General features: G+C 58.7%; 18 protein-coding genes. All 18 read left to right on the top strand.

Going from position 1 to position 23,604, the window contains the following annotated elements:
• Nucleotides 1-85: 85 nt before the first annotated feature.
• The 18 genes from WCX72_RS11465 (at nucleotide 86) to WCX72_RS11380 (ending at nucleotide 23,560) form a co-directional block, all read left to right on the top strand.
• Nucleotides 86-1,333 (top strand): outer membrane protein transport protein, encoded by a 1,248-nt coding sequence (locus WCX72_RS11465; RefSeq protein ID WP_345969881.1) that lies wholly within the window; start codon nucleotides 86-88, stop codon nucleotides 1,331-1,333.
• A 30-nt stretch (nucleotides 1,334-1,363) separates the two neighbouring features.
• Entirely contained in the window at nucleotides 1,364-3,100 is a 1,737-nt protein-coding gene (locus WCX72_RS11460; RefSeq protein WP_345969880.1) for an ATP-binding protein, read from the top strand.
• Nucleotides 3,101-3,337: 237 nt separating this feature from the next.
• Nucleotides 3,338-3,727, top strand: coding sequence for an NAD(P)H-quinone oxidoreductase subunit 3 (locus WCX72_RS11455; protein WP_231019202.1), 390 nt, complete (start codon nucleotides 3,338-3,340; stop codon nucleotides 3,725-3,727).
• Entirely contained in the window at nucleotides 3,709-4,218 is a 510-nt protein-coding gene (locus WCX72_RS11450; protein WP_231019201.1) for an NADH-quinone oxidoreductase subunit B, read from the top strand. Before WCX72_RS11455 ends, WCX72_RS11450 begins: the two co-directional genes overlap by 19 nt.
• The gene (locus WCX72_RS11445) at nucleotides 4,218-5,024 is read left to right on the top strand and encodes an NADH-quinone oxidoreductase subunit C (RefSeq protein WP_231019200.1); all 807 of its coding nucleotides are present in this window, start codon (nucleotides 4,218-4,220) and stop codon (nucleotides 5,022-5,024) included. The genes WCX72_RS11450 and WCX72_RS11445 overlap by 1 nt, the downstream gene beginning before the upstream one ends.
• A gap of 8 nt (nucleotides 5,025-5,032) precedes the next feature.
• Nucleotides 5,033-6,271 carry an NADH dehydrogenase (quinone) subunit D gene (gene nuoD / locus WCX72_RS11440; protein ID WP_231019199.1) on the top strand — a complete coding sequence of 413 codons (1,239 nt, stop codon included), beginning with the start codon at nucleotides 5,033-5,035 and terminating at the stop codon, nucleotides 6,269-6,271.
• Nucleotides 6,272-6,285: 14 nt separating this feature from the next.
• The gene (locus tag WCX72_RS11435) at nucleotides 6,286-6,507 is read left to right on the top strand and encodes an NADH-ubiquinone oxidoreductase subunit E family protein (protein WP_231019198.1); all 222 of its coding nucleotides are present in this window, start codon (nucleotides 6,286-6,288) and stop codon (nucleotides 6,505-6,507) included.
• A 12-nt stretch (nucleotides 6,508-6,519) separates the two neighbouring features.
• Nucleotides 6,520-8,553 carry an FAD-dependent oxidoreductase gene (locus WCX72_RS11430; protein WP_345969879.1) on the top strand — a complete coding sequence of 678 codons (2,034 nt, stop codon included), beginning with the start codon at nucleotides 6,520-6,522 and terminating at the stop codon, nucleotides 8,551-8,553.
• Between the two features lie 9 nt (nucleotides 8,554-8,562).
• Nucleotides 8,563-10,830, top strand: a complete 2,268-nt coding sequence (locus tag WCX72_RS11425; RefSeq protein ID WP_345969878.1) for a 2Fe-2S iron-sulfur cluster-binding protein — start codon at nucleotides 8,563-8,565, stop codon at nucleotides 10,828-10,830.
• The gene (locus WCX72_RS11420; protein ID WP_345971561.1) at nucleotides 10,823-13,318 is read left to right on the top strand and encodes an NADH-quinone oxidoreductase subunit G; all 2,496 of its coding nucleotides are present in this window, start codon (nucleotides 10,823-10,825) and stop codon (nucleotides 13,316-13,318) included. The genes WCX72_RS11425 and WCX72_RS11420 overlap by 8 nt, the downstream gene beginning before the upstream one ends.
• A complete protein-coding gene (gene nuoH, locus WCX72_RS11415; RefSeq protein WP_345969877.1) occupies nucleotides 13,319-14,311 on the top strand; it encodes an NADH-quinone oxidoreductase subunit NuoH in 993 nt (330 codons plus the stop codon). It abuts the gene before it with no gap.
• 9 nt (nucleotides 14,312-14,320) lie between these two features.
• Entirely contained in the window at nucleotides 14,321-14,935 is a 615-nt protein-coding gene (gene nuoI / locus WCX72_RS11410) for an NADH-quinone oxidoreductase subunit NuoI (protein ID WP_231019192.1), read from the top strand.
• Nucleotides 14,936-14,944: 9 nt separating this feature from the next.
• The gene (locus tag WCX72_RS11405; protein ID WP_345969876.1) at nucleotides 14,945-15,520 is read left to right on the top strand and encodes an NADH-quinone oxidoreductase subunit J; all 576 of its coding nucleotides are present in this window, start codon (nucleotides 14,945-14,947) and stop codon (nucleotides 15,518-15,520) included.
• Nucleotides 15,517-15,825 (top strand): NADH-quinone oxidoreductase subunit NuoK, encoded by a 309-nt coding sequence (gene nuoK / locus WCX72_RS11400; RefSeq protein ID WP_231019190.1) that lies wholly within the window; start codon nucleotides 15,517-15,519, stop codon nucleotides 15,823-15,825. The genes WCX72_RS11405 and nuoK overlap by 4 nt, the downstream gene beginning before the upstream one ends.
• 5 nt (nucleotides 15,826-15,830) lie before the next feature.
• A complete protein-coding gene (gene nuoL / locus WCX72_RS11395; protein ID WP_345969875.1) occupies nucleotides 15,831-17,735 on the top strand; it encodes an NADH-quinone oxidoreductase subunit L in 1,905 nt (634 codons plus the stop codon).
• Nucleotides 17,736-17,738: 3 nt separating this feature from the next.
• Nucleotides 17,739-19,313, top strand: coding sequence for an NADH-quinone oxidoreductase subunit M (locus WCX72_RS11390; RefSeq protein WP_345969874.1), 1,575 nt, complete (start codon nucleotides 17,739-17,741; stop codon nucleotides 19,311-19,313).
• Nucleotides 19,313-20,821, top strand: a complete 1,509-nt coding sequence (gene nuoN / locus WCX72_RS11385) for an NADH-quinone oxidoreductase subunit NuoN (protein ID WP_345969873.1) — start codon at nucleotides 19,313-19,315, stop codon at nucleotides 20,819-20,821. Before WCX72_RS11390 ends, nuoN begins: the two co-directional genes overlap by 1 nt.
• 162 nt (nucleotides 20,822-20,983) lie before the next feature.
• A complete protein-coding gene (locus WCX72_RS11380; protein WP_345969872.1) occupies nucleotides 20,984-23,560 on the top strand; it encodes an HAD-IC family P-type ATPase in 2,577 nt (858 codons plus the stop codon).
• Nucleotides 23,561-23,604 lie beyond the last annotated feature (44 nt).

Here is a 23,604-nt window from a genome sequence, read left to right as displayed (position 1 = left end):
GTGCACCACGGTATTATGACAATTCTTTGGGGCAATTGGATACCATAAGCTTATAGATAGACTCTAGGGATCAGGAGAGAGAAGGATGAAGAGAGCGCTTCTGTTGGCGACGGCAGCTACGGCATTGACGGCCGGGGGATACCGCATTCCCGAAAACTCAATCAACAGCCTGGCATTGGCCGCGGCCTATGCCGCCAACGCCAACGGGGCGGATGCGACCTACTATAATCCGGCGAATATGGTCTTTGACGATGCCGTGCAGAAGGCGGAGGCAGCCCTGACCTATATCGGCCTGACCGGGGTGCACTTCAACGGCTCTGCGCCCCAGGCGGGGGTCGTCGGCACGGATACGAGCGGCTCCGATGCGGAACGCGAGAACTTCTTCGTCCCGACGCTGCACTATGTCTCTCCGGCCTTCGGCGACTGGCGCTTCGGTGCCTCCATGCTCTCGCCGGGCGGGCTCTCCAAGCGCTGGAACGACCAGCCGGCGCGAAGCTACGCCTGGGAGGTGACCGTGCAGACGATCGAGTTCAATCCGACGGTGGCCTACCGCATCACGCCGGAACTCTCCGTCGGGGGCGGCCTGCGGGCGCTCTACGTGCAGGGCGTCGTGAAAAGCGGTTCCATCGGTTCGCGGGACATGGCGGGCGACGGGTTCGCGTTCGGGTACAACCTGGCGCTGAGCTACCGTCCGACGGAGGCGCTCAAACTCGCGGCGACCTACCGCAGCGGCATCGAATTCAATATCGAAGGGGATGCGAAACTCTACTTCCCCGACGACGGCGCCTATAACGGTACCCTGCTTTACGACACCGGAGGTTCGGTCAGCCTGCCGCTGCCGGCGGTGCTGCAGGTGGCCGCGGCATACACCTTCAATGAAGGGAGTGCACAGTCAACGACGGTCGAATTCGTGTATGAAAAAGATTACTGGTCCGCCTTCAAGGACCTGGATTTTGATTACGACACCGACATCGGGGCGCTGGCCATGTACTTCGACGACCCGATCCCGAAGAACTGGAAGGATACGAACGTCTACCGCCTGGGCGTCACCCAGGGGCTGGACGCGTGGACGCTGATGGCGGGCATCGCAATCGACGAGACCCCGATTCCCGAGAAGACGCTCAATTTCGAGCTGCCCGATGCCAATGCCGTCATCTTCTCCGCCGGGGCGCGCTACCACCTGGACGACGCGTGGAACCTTGGCGGCGGCATCCTCTATGACCACAAAGAGGATCGCAGAATCGACGGCACCGTCAACGACAACAATATCGACGGGACCTTCACGAATACGGCCGCTATCCTGGTGACACTGGGCGCGGAGTACCGTTTCTAGGTTCCGAACACAACAAAGGAAGTGACTGAAGTGAAATATCTGGTGGAGTTCGTCGAACGCGGGGAGGTGGAGCAGAGCGCCATCTTCGCCCAGCTCAAGTGCGGTGTCGAGGAGGCGAAGATCCTTCAGACGATGGCGCGCCGCTACATCACGGGGCAGGAGGACAGCGGGGTGCTGGAGCTGCTGCAGGAGCTTTTCGGGGAGGAGGAGTACGGCTACCTCGCCCACCTCGATCAGATCAAGAACCTGCTGGAACTCGGCTGGATCGCCCAGCAGAGCTTCACGCCGCTCAAGGTCAGCGAGGCGTGCAACCTGGAGCTGCTCAATACGCAGGTTGCGCTGAGCACCCCGTTCCTGCGGCTGCTGGAACTGGGCTCGCTGGAGATGACGCTGCCCGAGATCAAACCCTACGAAGACCACCTGGAGTACCTCCAGGACCAGTTCTTCCGTATCGAGCTTTACCAGAAGATCGGCACGGTGCGCCACCAGGGCAACGAACAGTCCCTCTCCATCCACCGGCTGCAGAACAAGCTGGAGATCCTGGAGAAACGGATCGGAGAGCGGATCGCGCAGACGACGTCGGAGATCGCGCTGGAGAAGTACCTCCGTACCAGCGAGCTCGAAGGCAAAGAAGAGGTGATCTTCCTGGCCCTGCTCAAAGAGGAGTACAGCGCCGGCGACAACTCCCTGCGGGAGATGACGGCGCTGATCGACCTGATCAGCAGTGACGAATACGACCGCATCCGCAACCGCGCCCTGCTCGAAGAGGGCTCCAAACTGCTCACCGAGGAGATCATCGACTACGAAGAGATGCTCAACCCCTTCGGCGGGATCGCCCGGGCCTTCTATATCGTCGACGAGGTGCTGCAGAACATCATGCATCCCCAGAAAAAGAAGAAGGTGCACAAGCTCAAACTCGACATGCTCATCAAGGAGCAGGAGATCTTCGAACTGATCGATCCCATCACCTCCCTCGACGACGTCGTCCTCAACCCTTCGACGCGCCGGGTGCTTGATAACCTGATGCATCAGATGGACAAGCGTGTCGTGCAGCGGCTTGTGGAGTGGGGGGTCAAGAACAAGAAGCAGGGCGTGGATGCACGCATCATCTTCTATGGCCCCCCGGGTACCGGTAAAACGATGACGGCCTACTCCCTCTCGAAGTCGCTCAAGCGCCAGGTGCTCAGTTTCGACTGCTCGAAGATCCTCTCCATGTACGTCGGCGAGAGCGAGAAGAACGTGCGGAAGATCTTCGATACCTACAAGGAACTGACGGAGAAGACGAAGACGGAACCGGTCCTGCTGCTCAACGAGGCCGACCAGTTTCTGAGCGCGCGCTCCTCCGGCACGGGCAGCAGCGCCGAGCAGATGCACAACCAGATGCAGAACATCTTTCTCGAGCAGATTGAAAGCTTCAAGGGGATCCTCATCGCGACGACGAACCTGCTGGAGAACATCGACAGCGCCTTTTCGCGCCGTTTCAACTACAAGATCGAGTTCAAGCGCCCCGACCGCGAACAGCGCCGCACGCTCTGGGAGAAGATGCTGCCGGTGAAAGCACCCTATGCAGAAGATTTCGACATCGAAAAACTTGCCGGGTACGACCTCAGCGGCGGGCAGATCAGCCTTGTCATCAAGAATACGGCCTTCAACGTCGCGACGATGGAGGAGCCGCTTTTTACCCTGGAGGCTTTCGTCGAGGAGATCGAAAAAGAGAAACGGGGTACCTTCGATACGGAAAAAGCGATGGGATTCCTGCAGGGGTGAATTTTTCATCATACCCCTCTTTTTCTTTGCTACAAAAAGAAACAACACCTCCCGCACCCCCATTTTTGACCTGTTTCCATCGGTGACATGCCCTCCAATTGGGAAGGCCGAATTTAGGGGATTTAATGACCTTTTCGCTATATTGCTTGCAACTGTTTTGATATAGAATCTCGCTTGGAGAAAGCCCCGATTTTCGGGGATTTGTCCGGTGTGATACCACTAGAAAAGGTAGGATACATGGAACATGTAGGTGTTGCTCACCCCTATTTTGGGGTCTTTATCCTCTTCGTGCTGACCTTCGGTGCGTTCTACGGAACGACGGTCCTGGCGCGATGGGCCAGTCGCGCAATGGCGGCAAAAGATACGGAGAAGATCAAACTTTCCATCTACGAATGTGGACCGGAAGTGACCAAACAGCCCAACAGAATCTCGCCGCAGTTTTACCTGTTCGCGCTGCTGTTTCTGCTGTTTGACGTGGAGATCGTTTTCATGTTCCCGTGGGCAATCGACTTCAAACTGCTCGGTTGGTTCGGCTTTGCGGAGATGATGCTGTTCATCCTGCTGCTGGCCATCGGTTTCGTGTACGCTTGGAAGAAAGGAGCGCTTGAATGGCACAACATCAAGTAAATTTCATGCAAGACGGCGGGCTTCCCGTCGCATTGACGACCGTCGACAAGGTGGTCAACTGGGGGCGCTCGAACTCGCTTTGGGCGCTGACGTACGGTCTGGCCTGCTGCGGGATCGAGATGATGGCCTCGGGGGCGTCACGCTACGACTTCGACCGCTTCGGTACGATCTTCCGCGCTTCGCCGCGCCAGTCGGAAGTCATGATCGTCGCGGGAACGCTGACAAAGAAGCACGCGGAGTTTATCCGCCGTCTTTACGACCAGATGACGGAACCCAAATGGGTCATCTCCATGGGCTCCTGCGCGAATACGGGCGGGATGTTCAATACCTACGCCACCGTGCAGGGGTGTGACCGCGTTATCCCGGTCGACCTCTACCTGCCGGGCTGTGCGCCGCGTCCGGAGACACTGCAGTATGCGGTTTTGATGCTGCAGAAGAAGATCCGCCGCGAAAAGGCGATCAAAGCCCAGAAACCGAAAAGGCTGCTGTGATGAGACGCTATACCCCGAAAGACGACGTACAGGCAAAGCCTTACTATACGGACCGCTACTGGGTCGCACCGCAGGTCGCGAAAAGCGACGTCAGCGAAGATGAGATCTTCGCGGCGGACCTCGAAGCGATCAAAGCGAAATTCGACGTCAGCGAGGCCTATATTCAGGTCGAGCAGATGGTCGTCTACATCAAACCCGAGGACAACTACGGCGTGCTCGAACTGCTGCGCGATGCGCTGGGATATACCCAGCTCTCCGAGCTGAGTGCCATCGACTGGCTCGCAGAAAAAGGGCAGTTCGAGGTCTTCTACCAGATGCTCAGCATGTCCAAGCGCAAGCGCCTGCGCATCAAGATGTTCATCGACGAGACCGAAGCGGTCAACAGCGTCGAGAAGCTCTTCCGCAGCGCTGACTGGAGCGAGCGCGAGATGTACGACATGTTCGGCATCAAGCTCAACAACCACCCGTTCCCCAAACGCATCCTGATGCCCGACGACTGGGAAGGGTTCCCGCTGCGCAAGACCTACCCGCTGCAGGGCGACGAGTTCGCGGCATGGTACGAAGTCGACAAGATCTTCGGCAAAGAGTACCGCGACGTCATCGGGCCGGAACTGCGCGATCCGGCGGAAGTCAACCGCTACGATACGACGCGTTTCGCCCGCCTCGGCTATGAAGTGCCGAAAGGGACGGATATCTCCGAAGGCGAAACGAAACGGGGCCTCGAACTCCAGGAAGAGGGCGGCGTCTTCATGATTTCGAAATTCCACGAAGAAAAATCTGTCGTTATTGAAGACAGAGACAGATAAGGCGAGCAATGCAACAGACGAACCGATTACGACCGTTTTTTGAAAATATCACCTTTGAGCGTGACGACAACGAACTCGTGCTCAACTTCGGACCGCAGCACCCCTCCGCGCACGGACAGCTGAGACTGATGCTGCACCTCCAGCAGGAGCAGATCGTCAAGGCGCACCCGGATGTCGGCTACCTGCACCGCGGGATGGAGAAGATGGCGGAGAACATGATCTACAACGAGTTCATGCCGACGACAGACCGTATGGACTATATCGCCTCCTCATCCAACAACTACGGCTTCGCCCTGGCGGTTGAGAAACTGATCGGCCTGGAAGTGCCGCGCCGCGCGAAAGTCATCCGGATGATGCTGCTCGAGGTCAACCGCCTGATGTCCCACCTCTTCTGGCTGGCGACGACGGCGCTCGATATCGGGGCGATGACGGTCTTCCTTTACGCCTTCCGCGAACGCGAATACCTGATGGACCTCGTCGAGGATTACTGCGGGGCGCGCCTGACGCACGCGGCGATCCGTATCGGCGGCGTGCCGCTTGACATTCCGGACAACTTCCTGGGCGACCTCAAAAAGTTCCTGGATAAGCTTCCGCAGAACATCAAGGACTACGAGGACCTGCTCGACCAGAACCGTATCTGGAAGATGCGTATGGAAAACGTCGGGACGATCTCGACGGAGATGGCCCTCTCCTGGGGCTGTACGGGGCCGATGCTGCGCGCTTCGGGCGTCCAGTGGGATATCCGTAAAGAGGAGCCGTACGAACTCTACGACGAAGTCGAGTTCAACGTCCCGTGGTCCGACAAGGGCGACAACTACGCGCGTTATAAGATCTACATGGCCGAGATGCGCGAATCCGCGAAGATCCTCTACCAGACGATCGACATGTACGAGGAGACGGTCAAGAATAACCAGACCGAACTGATGGCCCATGCGCCGCAGTACATCTCCGCGCCGAAGCTCGACATCATGACGCAGAACTACGCGCTGATGCAGCACTTCGTCCTCGTCACGCAGGGGATGCGCCCGCCGGTCGGCGAGGTGTATGTCCCGACCGAGTCTCCGAAGGGAGAGCTGGGCTACTTCATCAACAGCCAGGGCGGTGCATACCCGTACCGCCTGAAACTGCGCGCGCCGTCGTTCTGGCACACGGGGATCCTCACCGATCTTCTCCCGGGCCACTACATCCCGGACGTCGTCTCCATCATCGGAACGACCAATATCGTCTTCGGCGAAGTCGACCGTTAATAAGGAGCGCATGAATGTTACGTTACGACCTTAGACATCTGCATAATGAGTTTGATGGCCGCATGATGGAGATCATGCAAACGGCTCCTGCGGGCGAAGTGATCATCTTCCTGTTCGAAGTGGGTGACTTCTCGCCGGTACAGCGCAGTGCCGACCTGATGAAAGAGCAGGGCTACGAACTGCTCAATTCGTTGAAGTTCAACGAAGTCGACTGGACCCTGGTTGTCCGTAAATAAGAGGAAGAAGAGTTGAGTAAAGTCTATTTCTCCACGTGGAAATCGGAGCAGATCAATAATATCGGCAAATCCGAAGCGGCGTGGGAAGAGAGTGCGTACAAGCTGCCGATGCAGTACAACGAGCACAGCGATGCCAAGGCCTTTATCGGCTGGGACGGCGTGGCGCTGTACGATCCCGAAGTGGATGTTGTACGCCTGGCGACCGAGTACGCCGCGCAGTACCAGGTCTACTCCGAGGCGTGCGGGCGCTGTGCCCCCGGACGCTGGGGCGGACGGATCCTGTACGACCTGCTGGACAAAATTGCCCGGGGCGAAGGTGCGCTTAGTGACATGGATCACCTCAAAGAGGTTGCGCGCAATATGCAGCTCACTTCCAAATGCGAGATCGGCAAAACCGTGCCGAACCCGCTGCTGGACCTGATGACGCATTTCGAAGCGGACTTCCTGGCGTGCATCGACGGGCAGAAGCCTTCCAAGCACTACAATGAGGAAGTCGGCTACATCGCCAAGATCACGGCGCCGTGTACGGACGCCTGTCCGGCGCACGTCGACATCCCGGCCTACATCGAGGGCGTCCGCGACCTCCGCTTCGACGACTCCCTGATGGCCACGCGCCAGACGATGCCGCTGGCGCACACCTGCGGCCGCGTCTGTCCGCACCCGTGCGAAGACGAATGTCGTCGCACGAACCTGGACGAACCGATTGCGATCATGGAGCTCAAGCGCCTCGGCGCCGATTACGAGACGGACCACGGTTTCGGCTTCTTCCACCCTTCAGAGCAGAAGCCATCGACGGGCAAGAGAGTCGCCGTTATCGGTGCGGGCCCGGCGGGTCTCACGACGGCATACTACCTGGCCCTCGAAGGGGTGCACTGCGATGTCTACGAAGAGCTGCCGGTTCTCGGCGGCGAAGTCACCGTCGGCGTCCCGGAGTACCGTATGCCGTGGGACAAGTACGAGAAGGATATCGAGGCTGTCAAGGACCTCGGCGTCAACTTCATCACCAACAGCCGCGTCAGCGCGGAGATGATGCGCGGGTTCGAAGAGGAATACGATGCGGTGATGGTCGCGACGGGCACACGGATCTCCAAGAAGGTGCGCTGTGACAACGAGCGCCCGGAGATCACCGGCTACTGGGGAGCGATCGACTTCCTCGACCGTGTGAACCTCTATGTCAAGTTCGGGATCACCCTCACCGAGGAGCAGAAAAAAGAGTACGCCATCGACAGCGACTACGTCGACCTGACGGGTAAAACCGTCGTCTGTGTCGGGGGCGGCTTTACCTCGATGGACGTCGTCCGCTGCTCCATCCGTGCCGGCGCGAAGCGTGTCGTCATGCTCTACCGCCGTGACGAGAAGACGATCATCCGCAATACGACCTACGAGGAGTACCACGAAGCGGTCGAAGAGGGTGTCGAGTTTATCTTCCACTCCGCGGTCAATGCGATCGTTGATGAGAACGATGTGCTCAAATCCCTCGTCGTCGACAAGTTCGAACTGGTCCCCGACCCCGACGGCGGCCGTCCGCAGCTCGTCAAGATCGAAGGCGCCTCTTTTGATATGGAGTGCGACTACCTGATCCCGGCAGTTTCGCAGAGCGCCGACCTCGACCTGCTCCCCGAAGAGTGGGAGATCGAGATGACCTCCTGGGCGACGATCAAGACGAACGGCAAGGACTACATGACATCACGCAAAGGCATTTTTGCTTCCGGCGACTGCGAATACGGCCCGATGACCATCGTCAATGCCGTCGGCCAGGCGAAACGCGCCGCTTCCGTCATTGCCCGCTACGTCCAGAACGGCGAGATTACGCTCACCGACGAAGAGGTAATGGAAGACCAGCTGCGCAAAATGCGGGTCTACGACAAGAACGAAAAGGTCACCGGCTGGCTGCCGGGCCTGCCGCGCCAGCACAGCGAGGTCGTCGATGTCGATATCCGCAAAGTCAACAACATGGAAGTCAATTTCGGCTTCACGCAGGAGCAGGCGATCAGCGAGGCTGAACGCTGTATGCGCTGCTACTATATCGCGATGGTCGCGCAGTAAGGAGGCCGGATGAGTGAAATGATCAACTTTACCATTGACGGCCGCAACGTCAGTGCGAAAAAGGGCGAAACTATTCTCAAGGTCGCCCGCCGCGAGGGGATCTACATCCCGACGATGTGTTACCTGGAAAAAACGAACCCGGCGGCGTCATGCCGTCTGTGCGTCGTGGAAGCCGAGGGCGTCGACGGGATGGTCCTGAGCTGCCAGACGCCTCCGACAGAGGGGCTGGCCGTCATTACCAACAACAACGTTTTGCACGAAGAGCGTACGAACATCATGCGCCTCTACGACGTCAACCACCCGCTTGAATGCGGGGTCTGCGACAAATCGGGTGCGTGCGACCTGCAGAACAAGACACTGGAGTTCAATGTCGGCTCCCAGAACTTTACGGCGAAGGAGCAGTCGCGCAAGATCGAGCACTGGGGACTGGTCAACTACGATCCGAACCTCTGTATCATGTGCGAGAAGTGTACGCACGTCTGTAACGAAGTGATCGGCGACGACGCCATCGAACTCAAATTCGGCGGCTACAAATCGACGATCATCCCGAAAAACAGCGAGCAGCTCGACTGTACGTTCTGCGGCGAGTGTATCGCCGTCTGTCCGGTCGGCGCGCTGGTGAGTGCGGACTTCCAGTACAAGGCCAACGCCTGGGAACTGGAACGCATCCCCTCCACCTGTGCCCACTGTTCCGCGGGCTGCGCCCTGGAGTACGAAGTGAAGACCTCCGGCGCCGCCAAGCCGGGCGAAGAGCGCATCTTCCGCGTCACGAACAACTTTGAATTCGCCTCCCTCTGCGGGGCGGGACGTTTCGGCTACGACTTCGATGTCAAAGGCGAAAAAGAGGGCAAAGCATTCGTGGCGGCCCTGGAAGCCATCAAAAGCGCCGAGGCGATCCGCTTCTCCTCGATCATCACCAACGAAGAGGCGCTGATCCTGCAGCGGACCAAGGAGAAGACGGGCCTCAAGCTCTATAACGAGGATGCGCGCCGCTACGGCGCCTTTGTTAACGCCTTCGGTTCGACGGCGGACGGCAAGGCCGAACTCGCTACAATGGCCGACCTCAAGGCCAGCGACGGCATCATCGTGCTGGGCAGCCGCATCGGGACCGACAACCCGGCGCTGCGCTACGCGATGACGACGGCGGCCCGCCACCGCGGGGCGAAGATCGTCTACATGCATCCGCTCGAGGATGCGCTGATGCAGAACATTGTGACGCAGTTCATCAAGTACGAAGTCGGAACCGAAGAGGGTGTCATGGCGCTGCTGGCGCAGGCGCTGCTCGCGGATGCCGAAACGAACAAGACGACCGAGGCCTTCCTCGCGGCGCTCGACGACGGCTACCTCAGTGCGGAGAGCAACGTCGGCGAAGAGGAGCTGGCCCTGATCGGCAAGCAGTTCAAACGCGCCAAGGCGAAAACCCTCGTCCTGGGCAGCGACCTCTTCGCCCATCCGCGTGCGGAAAACATCGCGAAACTGGCCGGGCTGCTGGCGCGTTTCGGCGGCTACAGAGTCGTCGTCGCGGCGGCAGAGGTCAACAGCGTCGGGGTTTCACTGATCTGTGACCTCGATGCAGACAGCGGCAGCAACGGCGGCGTCGTCGGCTACAACGCGGCGGGCGATTTCGTCATTGCTGCGGATAGCGATGCGGATCTGACGGTGGCGGCGATGAATCAGCAGGAGGGAACGGTGGTCAACCTCGACCGTCAGCTCCTGCCGATGAACGTCGCCGTCGGGTTCGATGGCTACGTGCTCAACGACCTGGCCAATGCCCTGGGTGTCGGCAAACGCTACACCATCGATTTCACGCCGGAACTGCCGGCGGAAAAAGGGTTCAAGCGGCTTGCCTTCGATGCCCTGGAGAACTTCTACTCTCCACTGGGCGAGGACACGCGCGGGTACCGTCTGGAGAAGGTCAAGAAACCGGCGGCGCAGCAGTGCGACGAGGTTGAGGATCTTCCGGAGTTCAACGGGACAGTCGTTTACGCCTGCAACCCGGTCCTGCAGTTCAACCAGTTTACGGCGCGTACGGCGCAGCTGGAGAAAACATCGGAGCTGCGCGGCAGCGAACAGTTTGCGGTTGCGGCACGCCTCAAAGACGGCGACCTTGTCGTGATCGGCAGCGGTGATGCGGCCCGCGAACGCCGATTTGTCATCGATTCCAGCCTGAAGGGGACTATTGCCCTTGAACCGACCTTCGATCGCGGTCTCTCCGTAGACCCGGGGGCCTACAGGTTTGAGAAAGTCAATATTATGAAAGCGAGCAATGATGAGTAAAATCACTATCACCATCGACGGGCGGCCGATTGAGTGCGAAGAGGGCGAATATATCCTCAATGCCGCCCGGGCAAACGGTATTTTCATCCCCGCCATCTGTTACCTGACGCGCTGCAGCCCCACCTTGGCATGCCGTATCTGTCTGGTTGAGGCCGACGGCAAACAGGTCTACGCCTGTAATGCCAAGACCAAAGAGGGCATGGACATCACGACGACGACCGACAACATCGAGACGGAACGCCGTGCGATCATGGAGGTCTATGACGTCAACCACCCGCTGCAGTGCGGGGTCTGTGACCAGTCCGGCGAGTGCGAGCTGCAGAACTACACCCTGGAAATGGGCGTCGATTCGCAAAGCTACACCATCGCTGACGTCGAACGTCCCATCAAAGACTGGGGCCACCTCCACTACGATCCGGGCCTCTGTATCGTCTGTGAGCGCTGTGTCACCGTCTGTAAGGATATGATCGGCGACAACAGCCTCAAGACCGTCCCGCGCGGCGGCGAGGGGATCGATGCGGCGTTCAAAGAGAGCATGCCGAAAGATGCCTACTCCATGTGGAACAAGCTCAACAAATCGATCATCGGCCTCACCTCCGGCGAAGAGATGCTTGATTGTACCTCCTGCGGCGAGTGTGCGGCGGTTTGTCCGGTCGGCGCCCTCGTGGATACGGACTTCGTCTATACGACCAATGCATGGGAGCAGCAGAAGGTTCCGGCGACCTGTTCGCACTGTTCGGCAGGCTGTCAGCTTAACTACGAAGTGAAGCACACCTCCGTGGCGAGCAACGAGGAGAAGATCTACCGTACAAGCAACGAGTGGAACTACGTCTCCCTCTGCGGCGCCGGACGCTACGGTTACGACTTCGAGAACCGCGACGTCGAAAAAGACGAAACCGCGTTCAACGCGGCGCTCTCTGCCTTCGAGAAAGCGGACACGATCCGCTTCACCAGCACGATCAGCAACGAAGAGGCGCTGATGCTGCAGAAGCTCAAAGAGCGCAAAGGGTACCGCCTCATCAACGAGGAAGCGCGTACTTTCAAAACGTTCCTCGACGACTACGCCGAAGTCAGCGGCCAGCAGCTCTACGGTGGCGACCTGAAGCTGGCGCACGACGCGAACTTCGTTGTCTCCGTCGGTACGGCCCTCAAATCGGACAACCCGAACGCCCGCTACGCTTTCAACAACGCCATCAAGATGAACAAGGGTGCAGGGATCTATTTCCACCCGCTCGCGGACCCGGTTATCGAAGGGATCGGCAAGGGGGTTTTCCCGGCCTACCACAAACCGCTGCGCGAAGAGGCGGCGCTCTACCTGATCCTCGATCTTTTCGGTGACAAAGAGAAAATGCCTGCCGACGTCGCGGAGTACCTCGCTTCTTTCCATACCCTCAAAACGATTACGGTCGAAGAGACGATCAAAGAGAAGGTCGTCGAGAAGGTGATGGTCAAGAAGGTCAACGAAGAGACGGGCGAAGAGGAAGAGGTCGAGGAAGAGAAGACGACCATGGTGCCGAAGAAGGTCTCCAAAGAGGTCGAGGTCGACGAGAACCGCCTGCTTGAACTGCTTGACATCGATGCAGACGAGTGGACGGCATTCCTGGACAAGAACCTCAAGAAAAAAGATGCTTTCGCCCTCATCGCGGGTCCGGATCTCTATACGCACCCGAACGCGAAGAACCTGGCGCGCCTGCTGGCCCTCGTCGAGAAGTTTACGGACTTCAGCCTCACGATGATCCCGCCGCTCTCCAATACGCTGGGCGTCGCACTCATCTGCGACCTGGACGCGGAAGCGGGCGATTACAGCATCGGTTACAACACGGCGGGCGATTTTGTCCTCAGCGCGCTCGGCGATGGCGACCTCGACATGCCGGCGATGAACCAGCAGGAGGGAACGCTGACCGGAATCGAGAAGCGCGTCAACCCGACCAATGCGGCACTGCCGTATGGTGGATACGTGCTCAACGACATCGCCAACGCCCTCGGTCTCAATGCGCGCTATACGATCGACTACACGGCGCAGCTCCCGGTTGAAGCCGGATTCGAGGCGCGCGAGTTCGACAGCCTGCCGAACCGTTTCGACAACGACGGCACGGAAGTCCGCGGCTACGCGCTGAAGAACGTCGCCGTTGCCGCCGGCGAAGCCTCTGCCCTGAAGATCGACGAGGCGCTGACGCTTGAAGGCGAAAACGTCATCTACGCGGCCAACCCGGTACGCCAGTTTACGGCGTTCACGATGAAGCCGCACCAGCTGAACGAGCAGAGCGGTATCTACCTCTCGCCGGCGCAGCTTGAAGCGACGGGACTGGCGGCAGGCGACGCCGTCCTTGTCACAACGGCATCGGGTGAACAGAACCTGACAGTGGTCGAGGACAACAAGATCGACGGAAGCGTCATGTGCGTCACGACCTTCGATCCAAACATCAAAACAGAGGAGCTGTTCGGCGCATACCGCTTTGCGACAGCATCCATTCATAAGGAGGGGTAAATGGATACAGCATTCATTATCGAGACGCTCGTCAAGATCGTCGTGGTACTGCTGGTCTTCTCGGCACTGGCCGGCTTCGGAACCTATTTCGAACGTAAAGTGCTCGCGTTTATGCAGCGCCGTCTGGGACCGATGCATGTCGGTCCGTACGGCCTGCTGCAGATCGCGGCCGACGGGATCAAGCTCTTTACCAAAGAGGATATCGTGCCGTCCGGCGTCGTCGGACCGATCTTCAAGATCGCACCGGTCATCACGGCGGCAACGGCATTCATGGCGGCGGCGGCGATCCCGTTCCTGCCGGAGTTCACCATCTTCGGCTACACGGTTCACCCGATCATCGCCGACGTCAACATCGGGATTCTCTATATCCTGGGCGTGATGGCGATCGGCCTCTACGGTCCGCTGCTGGGGGGGATGGCGTCGAACAACAAGTGGTCGCTCATCTCCGCGGCACGCGGCGCGGCGATCTTCATCTCCTACGAGGTGGTCACCGGTCTGGCGCTGCTCGTGCCGCTGATGATCATCGGGTCGCTCTCCTTGCTGGACTTTAACGAGTACCAGGCCGCGAACGGCTGGATGGCCTTCGCGCACCCGATGGGCTTCATCTCCTTTATCCTCTTCTGGATCGCGGCGTTCGCCGAGACGGGACGTACGCCGTTCCACCTCGTTGCCAACGACCACGAGATCATCGACGGTTTCGGTACGGAGTATTCGGGGATGCGCTGGGGCCTCTTCTTTATCGGGGAGTACGCGAACATGTTCTTCATCTCCTTCGTCATGGCGATCGTCTTCCTCGGCGGCTACGGCGACGGTACGGTGATGGGCGCGCTGGGACTGCTGCTCAAAGTGGCGTTCTTCTTCTTCTTTTTCCTCTGGACGCGTGCGGCATGGCCGGATGTCCGTCCGGACCAACTGATGTGGCTCTGCTGGAAAGTGCTGATGCCGCTCGCGGTTATCAATGTCGTCGTTACCGGCATTGTGATGATGTTTTAAGGGGTCGTGATGAGTCTGGAACAATTTACTGACAGAAACGTGCAGCAGCACTACTTCAAAGTCGATATCGAGGACTATCCGGAGACAGGATGGGACCGGTTCAAACAGGTGGTCAAACGCGGGCTCAGCGGTGAGCTCTTCGTCGGCCTCTGGGTCGTTATGCGCGAGATGATCAAATTTGACATCCATACCGTACAGTACCCGAAAGAGAAGCTGCCGATCGGGCCGCGCTACCGCGCCGTCCACGAGATGCAGCGCCTCTTCGAATCCGGTACGGAGCGCTGTATCGGCTGCGGGCTCTGCGAGAAGATCTGTATCTCCGACTGTATCCGCATGGATACGCGTATCGACGAGAACAGCCGCAAAGCGGTGACGGAGTATACGATCAACCTCGGCCGCTGTATCTTCTGCGGCTACTGCGCCGAAGTCTGCCCGGAACTGGCGATCGTCCACGGGCCGCGCTACGAGAACACCTCGGAGCAGCGCGAGCACTTCATCCTGTTCGAGGATATGCTGACCCCGATTGACATGGCGATCAAGGGCGAGCAGAAAGAGTACCCGGGATTCGGTGCCGTCACCCCGAACGAAGATGCGCGCGTCAAGAAGACGCCGCTGGCGTATTAAGGAGCCTGAATGGAAACAATTGCATTTTACCTTTTCGCGGTCCTGACCATCGCGATGTTCTCCTACACCGTTATGAGTAGCCAGGCCCTTTACGCACTGAGCTCCATGGCGGCGGGGATGATCATGATCTCGGCGTTCTTCTTCCTGCTGAACGCGGACTTCCTGGGCGTCGTCCAGATCATCGTCTACACCGGTGCGGTCATGGCCCTGTACGCCTTCGGTATGATGTTCTTCGATACGACGCGTGCGGTCAAAGAGCATAACACCTCCAAGGTGATCGTCCTGACGCTCAGCGTCCTGGCGACGCTGCTCGTTATCACGATCTTCGCGATGCCGATCGCAGCGGAGAACATTAGTGCGGCCTTCCCGGAACCGGAGGGTGTTGCGAACCCGCAGGCAGTCGGTATCGTCCTCTTTACGAAGTACCTCGTCCCCTTCGAGGTTGCCGCCGTCATGCTGCTCGTCGCGATGATCGCCGGTATCGTTATGGCCGGCAAGAAGATGGACCGCAGCTTGACGAAGATGAAAGAGGAGGAGATCACGATGATCCGCCAAGAAGAGACTGAGCAGAAGGTGACATTATGATGGAAATCGGACTGACACACTACCTGGTACTCGCAACGATCCTGTTCGCGATCGGGCTGGTCGGCGTGATGCGCCGCAAGAACCTGCTGATGCTCTTTATGGCGTCGGAGATTCTGCTCAACGCCGTTAACGTCGCTTTTGCCGCCATCGGTCACTACTACGGCGACCTGACAGGGCAGATGTTCGCGTTCTTCGTCATCGCCATCGCGGCGTCCGAAGTCGCGGTCGGCCTCGGCCTGCTGATCATCTGGTACAAGCGTACCGGTACGATCGATCTTGATACTATGACATCGATGCGAGGGTAATAAGAATGGAAATGTATCTCTATATTGCACTGTTCGCACCATTTGTCGGCTCGCTCTTCGCGGCGCTGTTCGGTGCGTCACCGAAAACGCTCTGGACGGGGGTCATCACCTCGGCGCTGCTTTTTGCATCGTTTGTCTCCAGCGTCACACTGTTTGTTTACCTGCTCCAGGGCGGTGAACCGATCCATACGGAACTGATGACCTGGATGGAGACGGGAAGCCTCTACATCCCGTTCGGCTTCGTCGTCGACCAGGTGAGCGCGACGATGATGATCGTCGTCACGACGGTCTCGACGGTCGTTCACGTCTACGCCATCGGCTACATGGACCACGACAAAGCGTTCAACCGTTTCTTTGCATGGCTCTCGGCGTTCGTTTTCTCCATGATGATCCTCGTCATGAGCGACAACTTCGCGGGGATGTTCATCGGCTGGGAAGGCGTCGGTCTCTGTTCCTGGGCCCTGATCGGCTTCTGGTACCACAAAGAGTCCGCGACCTGGGCGGCGAACGAAGCGTTCATCATGAACCGTATCGCCGACCTCGGGATGCTCATCGGTATCTTCCTACTCTACTGGCATACAGGCAGCCTGCAGTATGACGCCGTCTTTGCCGCGGTGCCGAACCTCGACACTGCCGTTGTCACGATGATGGGGATCTTCCTCTTCATCGGTGCGATGGGTAAATCGGCGCAGTTCCCGCTGCACACCTGGCTGGCCGACGCGATGGAGGGCCCGACGCCGGTCTCCGCGCTCATCCACGCGGCGACGATGGTTACGGCGGGGGTCTACCTCGTCGTCCGCGCCAACCCGCTCTACAGCCTGATCCCGGACGTCGGCTACTTCATCGCCGGCCTCGGCGCCTTCGTCGCGATGTTCGCGGCCACGATGGCGCTGGTCAACCGCGACATCAAGCGCATCATCGCCTACTCGACGCTGTCGCAGCTGGGCTACATGTTCGTCGCGGCGGGCCTGGGTGCCTACTGGGTGGCACTGTTCCACCTGATGGCGCACGCCTTTTTCAAAGCGCTCCTCTTCCTCGGTGCGGGTAACGTCATGCACGCGATGAGCGACGAACTCGACCCGTTCAAGATGGGCGGGCTCTACAAAGTGATGAAGTGGACGGCGATCCTGATGATCCTCGCTTCCGTCGCCCTGGCCGGTATCTGGCCGCTGGCGGGCTTCTTCTCCAAGGACAAGATCCTCGAAGTCGCCTTCAGCAGCGAGCACTACGTCATCTGGGCGGTCCTCTGGATCACGGCGGGTCTGACGGCGTTCTACTCCTTCCGTCTGATCATGCTGACGTTCTTCTCCGGCGAAGAGCGTTACAAAGAGCACGGTTTCCATCCGCATGAAGCGTACAAGTTTATGCTCTGGGCGATGGCGCCGCTGGCGGTCCTGGCTGTCATTGCCGGCTGGTTCGAGCACCAGTTCGTCCACTTTGTCACCGAGCTGCTGCCGACGTTCACGTTCCATACGCACCACGTCGAGATGATGCTGATCGCCGTCACGTCGCTGATGGCCATTGGCGGTATCGTCGTCGCGATCCTGCTTTACCGCAAGGGTCTGCTCAACCCGAAACTGCAGCAGACGGCGGTGTATAAGATGCTGTTCAACCAGTACTACATTCCGAAGTTTTACGATGAGTTCTTCTCCAAGCCGTATGCGGAACTCTCCAAGCTCTTCTGGAAACAGATCGATCTCAAAGTCGTCGACGCGACCGTCGACCTGATTGCGACAACGATCTACAAAACAGGTGAGGGGACGCACACGATGCAAAACGGGAACCTCTCATCCATGCTGCGCTGGATGGTCATCGGTACCGTTGGCCTCCTGGTGCTTGCAGTCCTCTACATCAAGCGTTATGACATCTTTGCGCTGATGCAGATGGTATTCCCAGGTTTAGGAGCTTAACCGATGTTTGATCATATTCTTTCGATTCTGATTTTCTTCCCGGCACTGGCCGGTATGCTGGGCTTTATCGTGTCCAAAGAGAGCATCCGCGCCTACGGGATCACGGTCAGCGCCATCGAGTTCGTGCTCTCCCTGGTCATGTGGTACGTCTATGACCCTGCCGTCAGCGGCATGCAGTTCATGGAACAGTTCGCCCTCGTCCCCGCCTTCGGCATCAACTACCTCCTGGGGGTTGACGGGATCTCACTGTTCATCATCATCCTGGCAGCGTTCTTTACCCTGATCGGTATTGCGTCGCTGACGGAGACCCGCCGTGTCAAGGACATGATCATCACCCTGCTGTTCCTGCAGATGACGATGGTTGGTGTTTTCGCGGCCCTTGATGCAGTCGTCTTCTACGTCTTCTGGGAACTCTCCCTTGTCCCGATGCTCTATATCATCGGTGCCTGGGGCGGGCCACTGCGTATCTACGCGTCGATCAAGTTCTTCCTGTATACCTTTACGGGATCACTGGTCATGCTCGTCGGTATGCTCTTCATGGCGTACTTCTACTTCCAGGCAACAGGCCAGTGGAGCTTCTCGATCCTCGAGTGGTACCGTCTGGTGCTGCCGGAGAACCTGCAGCTCTGGCTCTTCGTAGCCTTCTTCATCGGATTCGCGATCAAAGTCCCGATGTTCCCGTTCCACACCTGGCTGCCGTATGCCCACGGGCAGGCGCCGACGATCGGTTCGGTCATCCTGGCGGCGATCCTGCTGAAAATGGGGACCTACGCGTTTGTGCGTTTCTCCCTGCCGATGTTCCCGGACGCTTCCGTCTTCTTCATGATCCCGGTCGCGGTCATCGCGATCATCATGATCATCTACACGGCGATGGTCGCCTATGCGCAAGAAGATATCAAGCAGGTCGTTGCGTATAGCTCCATCTCCCACATGGGTGTCATCATCCTCGGTACCTTCGCGATGAACGTGGAGGGGATCAGCGGTTCGGTCTTCCTGATGATCGGGCACGGGGTCGTCTCCGGCGCGCTGTTCCTCCTGGTCGGCGTCATCTACGACCGCCGCCATACGAAGCTGATGAGCGAGTTCGGCGGCCTGGCACAGGTGATGCCGCGCTACGCGACGATCTTCGGGATCATGATGATGGCCTCCGTCGGCCTGCCGCTCACGATCAACTTCGTTGGCGAATTCCTGAGCCTGCTGGGCTTCTACTCCCAGTCGCACATGATGACGCTGCTCGCCGGTACGGCGATCATCGTCGGCGCGATCTACATGCTCTCCGCCTATAAGAAGGCATTCTTCGGCGACGTCACCAAAGAGGAGAACAAGAACCTCAAGGACGTCAACAAGAAAGAGCTGGTGGCCCTGATCCCGCTGGCCATTATCGCGGTCTGGCTCGGTGTCTACCCGAAGCCGGTCCTGACGCCGATCAATAACTCGGTCGAATCCATCGTCCAGCTGATGCACGAGAAGGCGATCACGCCGGAGGCAAAAGCGGCGATCCCGAACCCGGCCGAAACAAAAATCGCCATGGCTTCCGTCACGGAAGTCGAAGTGGACGTTGAAAGGGAGGCAGAATAATGTTGGAAGCTGTCAATGTATCTTTCGGTGAGCTGAACCTCGCCACCCTCGCCCCGATGCTCATCGCGATCACGGGCGCACTCGCGATCCTGGTCGTCGATCTGGCGAAGAGCGGGCTGCACAAGTCCTTCTACGTCATGGTCTCCCTGCTGTTCCTGCTGCTCGATTTCGGCTCGCTTGTCGATTTCGCCGGTATCTTCACGGAAAACGGCACGATGCTCGGTTTCTTCAACGTGATGCTGATGGACGGGATCTCCATCCTGTCGCAGCTCATCATCGTCGGCGCGTCGATGCTCTTCATCCCGCTGGCCCTGACGTCGAAGCGTTTCCACGAGTACAACTACCCGGAGTACTTCTCGCTGTTCCTGTTTATGATCGCGGGCTTCCAGTTCATGGTCGCGACGGACAACCTGATCCTCGTCTTCGTCGGCCTCGAGACGGCGTCGCTGGCGCTCTATACGCTGATCGCCCTGCATAACCGCTCCAAGTCCTTCGAAGCGGCGGTCAAGTACTTTACAATGGGTGCGCTCGCCGCCGGCTTCTACGCCTTCGGTGCGATGATCTTCTACGCGATCAGCGGCTCGGTCGAGATCCATACGATCGCCGAAGTGATGGCGGCGGACAGCTTCGCTAACATCGGTTATGCCAGTATCGGCAGCGTTTTCATGCTGGCGGCGCTGGGCTTCAAGGTCTCCCTGGTTCCGTTCCATACGTGGACACCGGACGTTTATGAGGGTTCCAGCGCGGCGCTGGCGGGCTATATGTCCATCGTGCCGAAGATCGCGGGCTTCGTCGTCGTCATGCGTCTGTTCGAGTTCATGGTCCACAGCGAAGTCGTCTGGCTGCAGGTGATTCTCTACGGCGGTGTCGTCGTGACGATGACCGCGGCGAACATCTGGGCGCTGGTGCAGACCGACGTCAAACGGATGCTCGCGTACAGCTCCATCTCCCATGCCGGTTTCGTCCTCGCGGCGATCCTGATCGGTACGACACAGGCGAATACGGCGCTCTTCCTCTACTGGGTGCTCTTCAGCTTCACGAACCTCGGTGCCTTTACGATGCTGTGGGTCAACCGCCAGAAGCATCTGCTGCCGGGCCAGAGTTCGGATCATCCGTACGAGAAGTTCGCCGGTATGGTCAAGATCATGCCGTTCGCGGCGGTCCTGATGGGTCTGTTCATGCTTTCGCTGGCGGGTATCCCGCCGTTCGGCCTCTTCTGGGGTAAACTCTATATGATCAGCTCCGCGGTCACCGGCGGCTATACGGTCCTGGCGCTTATCATGGCGCTTAACTCCGCCATTGCCGGGTACTACTACCTGAAACTGATCATCTATATGTTCATGAAAGAGCCGGTCATCCACGGCGTACACGAGTACTACATGATGAACGCCTCGCTCTCGCTCAAGACGATCATCGGGATCGCCGCGTTCGCGACGATCTTCGCCGTTATCGCAGTCAACCCGCTCATCGAATTTATCGCGACCCTCGTCTACAACTCCGGGTACTGATCCCGGGGGCGGTGCGGCCGCCATCTTTTCTTCTTTGTCGGCGCTTCGCCGTTCTGTTTCCGTTTACTACCGATTTTATTAAAGTGCTACAATGATGCCATAAGGCTCTGAATGTGCGATGGGCATGCTTGGGGCAACCGGAATTCCTGAAAAGGAGCTACGATGGATACGGAGACGCCCGACTCACTACAGCGCGGCCTGAGCAGCGAAGAGGCTGAAGCCCGTCTTGCGCAGTTCGGACCCAATACGATCGAGGAGAAGCAGGCTTCCTGGGCGGCCCGTCTTTTCAAACGCTTTTGGGGTCCAATCCCCTGGATGATCGAGACCGCCGCCGTTTTGGCGCTGAGCGTGCGGCGATGGGAAGAGTTCACCATCATCATGGTCATGCTGATCGTCAATGCGGCAGTAGACTTCTACCAGGAGTCGAAAGCACTCAATGCGATCGAGGTGCTCAAGAAGAAGCTGGCCCGCAAGGCGCTGGTCCTGCGGGATGCCGCGTGGAAAACGATCGATGCTTCAGCGCTTGTCCCCGACGACATCATCAAGATCAAAATCGGCGATATCATCCCTGCAGACGCCAAACTGCTCAGCGGAAGCGACTATATCCAGGTCGACCAGTCCGCATTGACGGGGGAGTCCCTCCCCGTTGAAAAAGAGGTCGGTGACGACCTCTACGCCAACGCGATCATCCGCCAGGGGGAGCTGATCGCCCACGTCACGGGCACTGGATCGCACACCTATTTCGGAAAAACGGTCGGGCTCGTCGCCAAGGCGGAACGCGAAGGGCGGAGCCACTTTCAGAAAATGGTTGTGCGTGTCGGGAACTTCCTCATTCTGTTGACACTGGCGATGATCGCCGTCATCGTCTACCACGGAGTGCAGAATAACGAACCGACGGTCGAACTGCTGATCTTTTCGCTGGTGCTGACGATTTCGGCCATCCCCGTGGCCATGCCCGCGGTCCTCACCGTGACAATGGCTATAGGGGCGCATGTCCTGGCGCTGAAAGAGGCCATCGTAAGTCGGCTGGCCGCGATCGAGGAGCTTGCCGGCATGGATGTGCTCTGTTCGGACAAGACGGGGACGCTGACGCAGAACCGCATGAGCCTGGCTGACCCCTACATCGCCGACGGTTTCGACGAAGAGGCGCTGTACGTCTACGCCGCCCTCGCAAGCAGGGAGGAGAACGGCGACCCCATCGAACGCCCTATTTTCGACATGATCGACACCCGGGGGCTGCGGGAGCGGCTGACGCCGTGGCAGCTCAAGAAATTTCTGCCGTTTGATCCCGTCCATAAACGTACCGAGGGGATCTACGACGGTGGGGAGTGCGAGCTGATCGTCACCAAGGGGGCACCGCAGATCATTATCGAACAGAGCGATGCGCATGAGTTCGACCGTGAGCGTGCCTACGAGGGGGTACGGCTGTTCGCGGAAAAGGGGTTCCGCACCCTGGGGGTCGCTTTCCGCAAATGCGAAGAGGATGTCTACCATTTCGTGGGGCTTCTCCCCTTTTTCGATCCGCCGAGAAGCGACTCCAAACTTGCCGTCACTGAGGCGGAGGCGAACGGGATCGATGTCAAGATGGTGACGGGGGACAATATCGCCGTTGCGACCTATATCGCCCGGCTGCTTACCATCGGGGAACAGATCGAGGATGTCCGGGCGTTGAAGGGCGAATCGATCGAAGAGTATCTCTACCTCTCGAAGGTATTGACCTCGGCCATCACCGAGGCGGTGATGCCGCATGCCGCTGCGGCCGAAGTGGATACGAAAGTACGGGAAATCCTGCAGAAGGTGCAGCGTGAGCTTTACAACATGCCGATACCGAAGGGGGCGGTGAAGAAACACGAATCGGAGATCATCGCCCTGATCGAGGCGGCGCACGGGTTTGCCCAGGTCTACCCGGAAGATAAATATTTCATCGTCGATGAGCTGCAGAAGGCGGACCATATCGTGGGGATGACCGGCGACGGGGTCAACGACGCTCCGGCTTTGAAAAAGGCAGACTGCGGCATCGCGGTCGACGGGGCGACGGATGCGGCGCGCGCCGCGGCCGATATCGTGCTGACGGCGCCTGGCCTGCACGTGATCGTCGACGCCATCAAGGAGGCGCGGCAGATCTTCGAACGGATGAAGAGCTATACGATCTTCCGCATCGCCGAGACGATCCGCGTCATCATCTTTATGACGCTGGCCATCGTGCTCTACGACTTCTACCCGGTGACGGCGCTGATGATTATTATCCTGGCGCTGCTCAACGACATCCCGATCATGACCATCGCCTACGACAATACGAAAGTAAGGCAGAAACCGGTACGGTGGGATATGCGCGAGGTATTCGTTCTGGCGACCTGGTTGGGGATTGCCGGAGTGCTCTCCTCGTTTACCCTTTTCTGGATCACGATGTCGCTGATGCATCTGCCGCTCGATTTCGTGCAGTCGCTCTTTTTCGTCAAGCTCATCATCGCCGGGCACGGCACGATTTTCAATACGCGCATCGATGAGTGGTTTTTCCGCCGTCCCTTCCCCTCGGCACCGCTGCTGTCGGCATCGCTGCTCAGCGCCGCCGCCGGGATCGTCGTCGGCGTCTACGGGTTCGGCGTGATGGTACCGATCGGTTGGGGTGCCGCCGCGGCTGTCGGGGCATACGCTTTCATCTGGTTCATCTTCAACGATGTCGTAAAAATGGCGGTTTTGCGCTATTATCGTAAACGGTTCGGCATCGCGGTGATCTGAGGGGCAAGCAGACGGACCACCGGACGCTGAGGCGGGGTGATGCC

This window comes from Thiomicrolovo immobilis, from assembly GCF_039645955.1.
Taxonomy (GTDB): Bacteria; Campylobacterota; Campylobacteria; order Campylobacterales; family Sulfurimonadaceae; genus Thiomicrolovo; species Thiomicrolovo diazotrophicus.
This window is presented reverse-complemented; position numbering and strand designations above follow the sequence as displayed.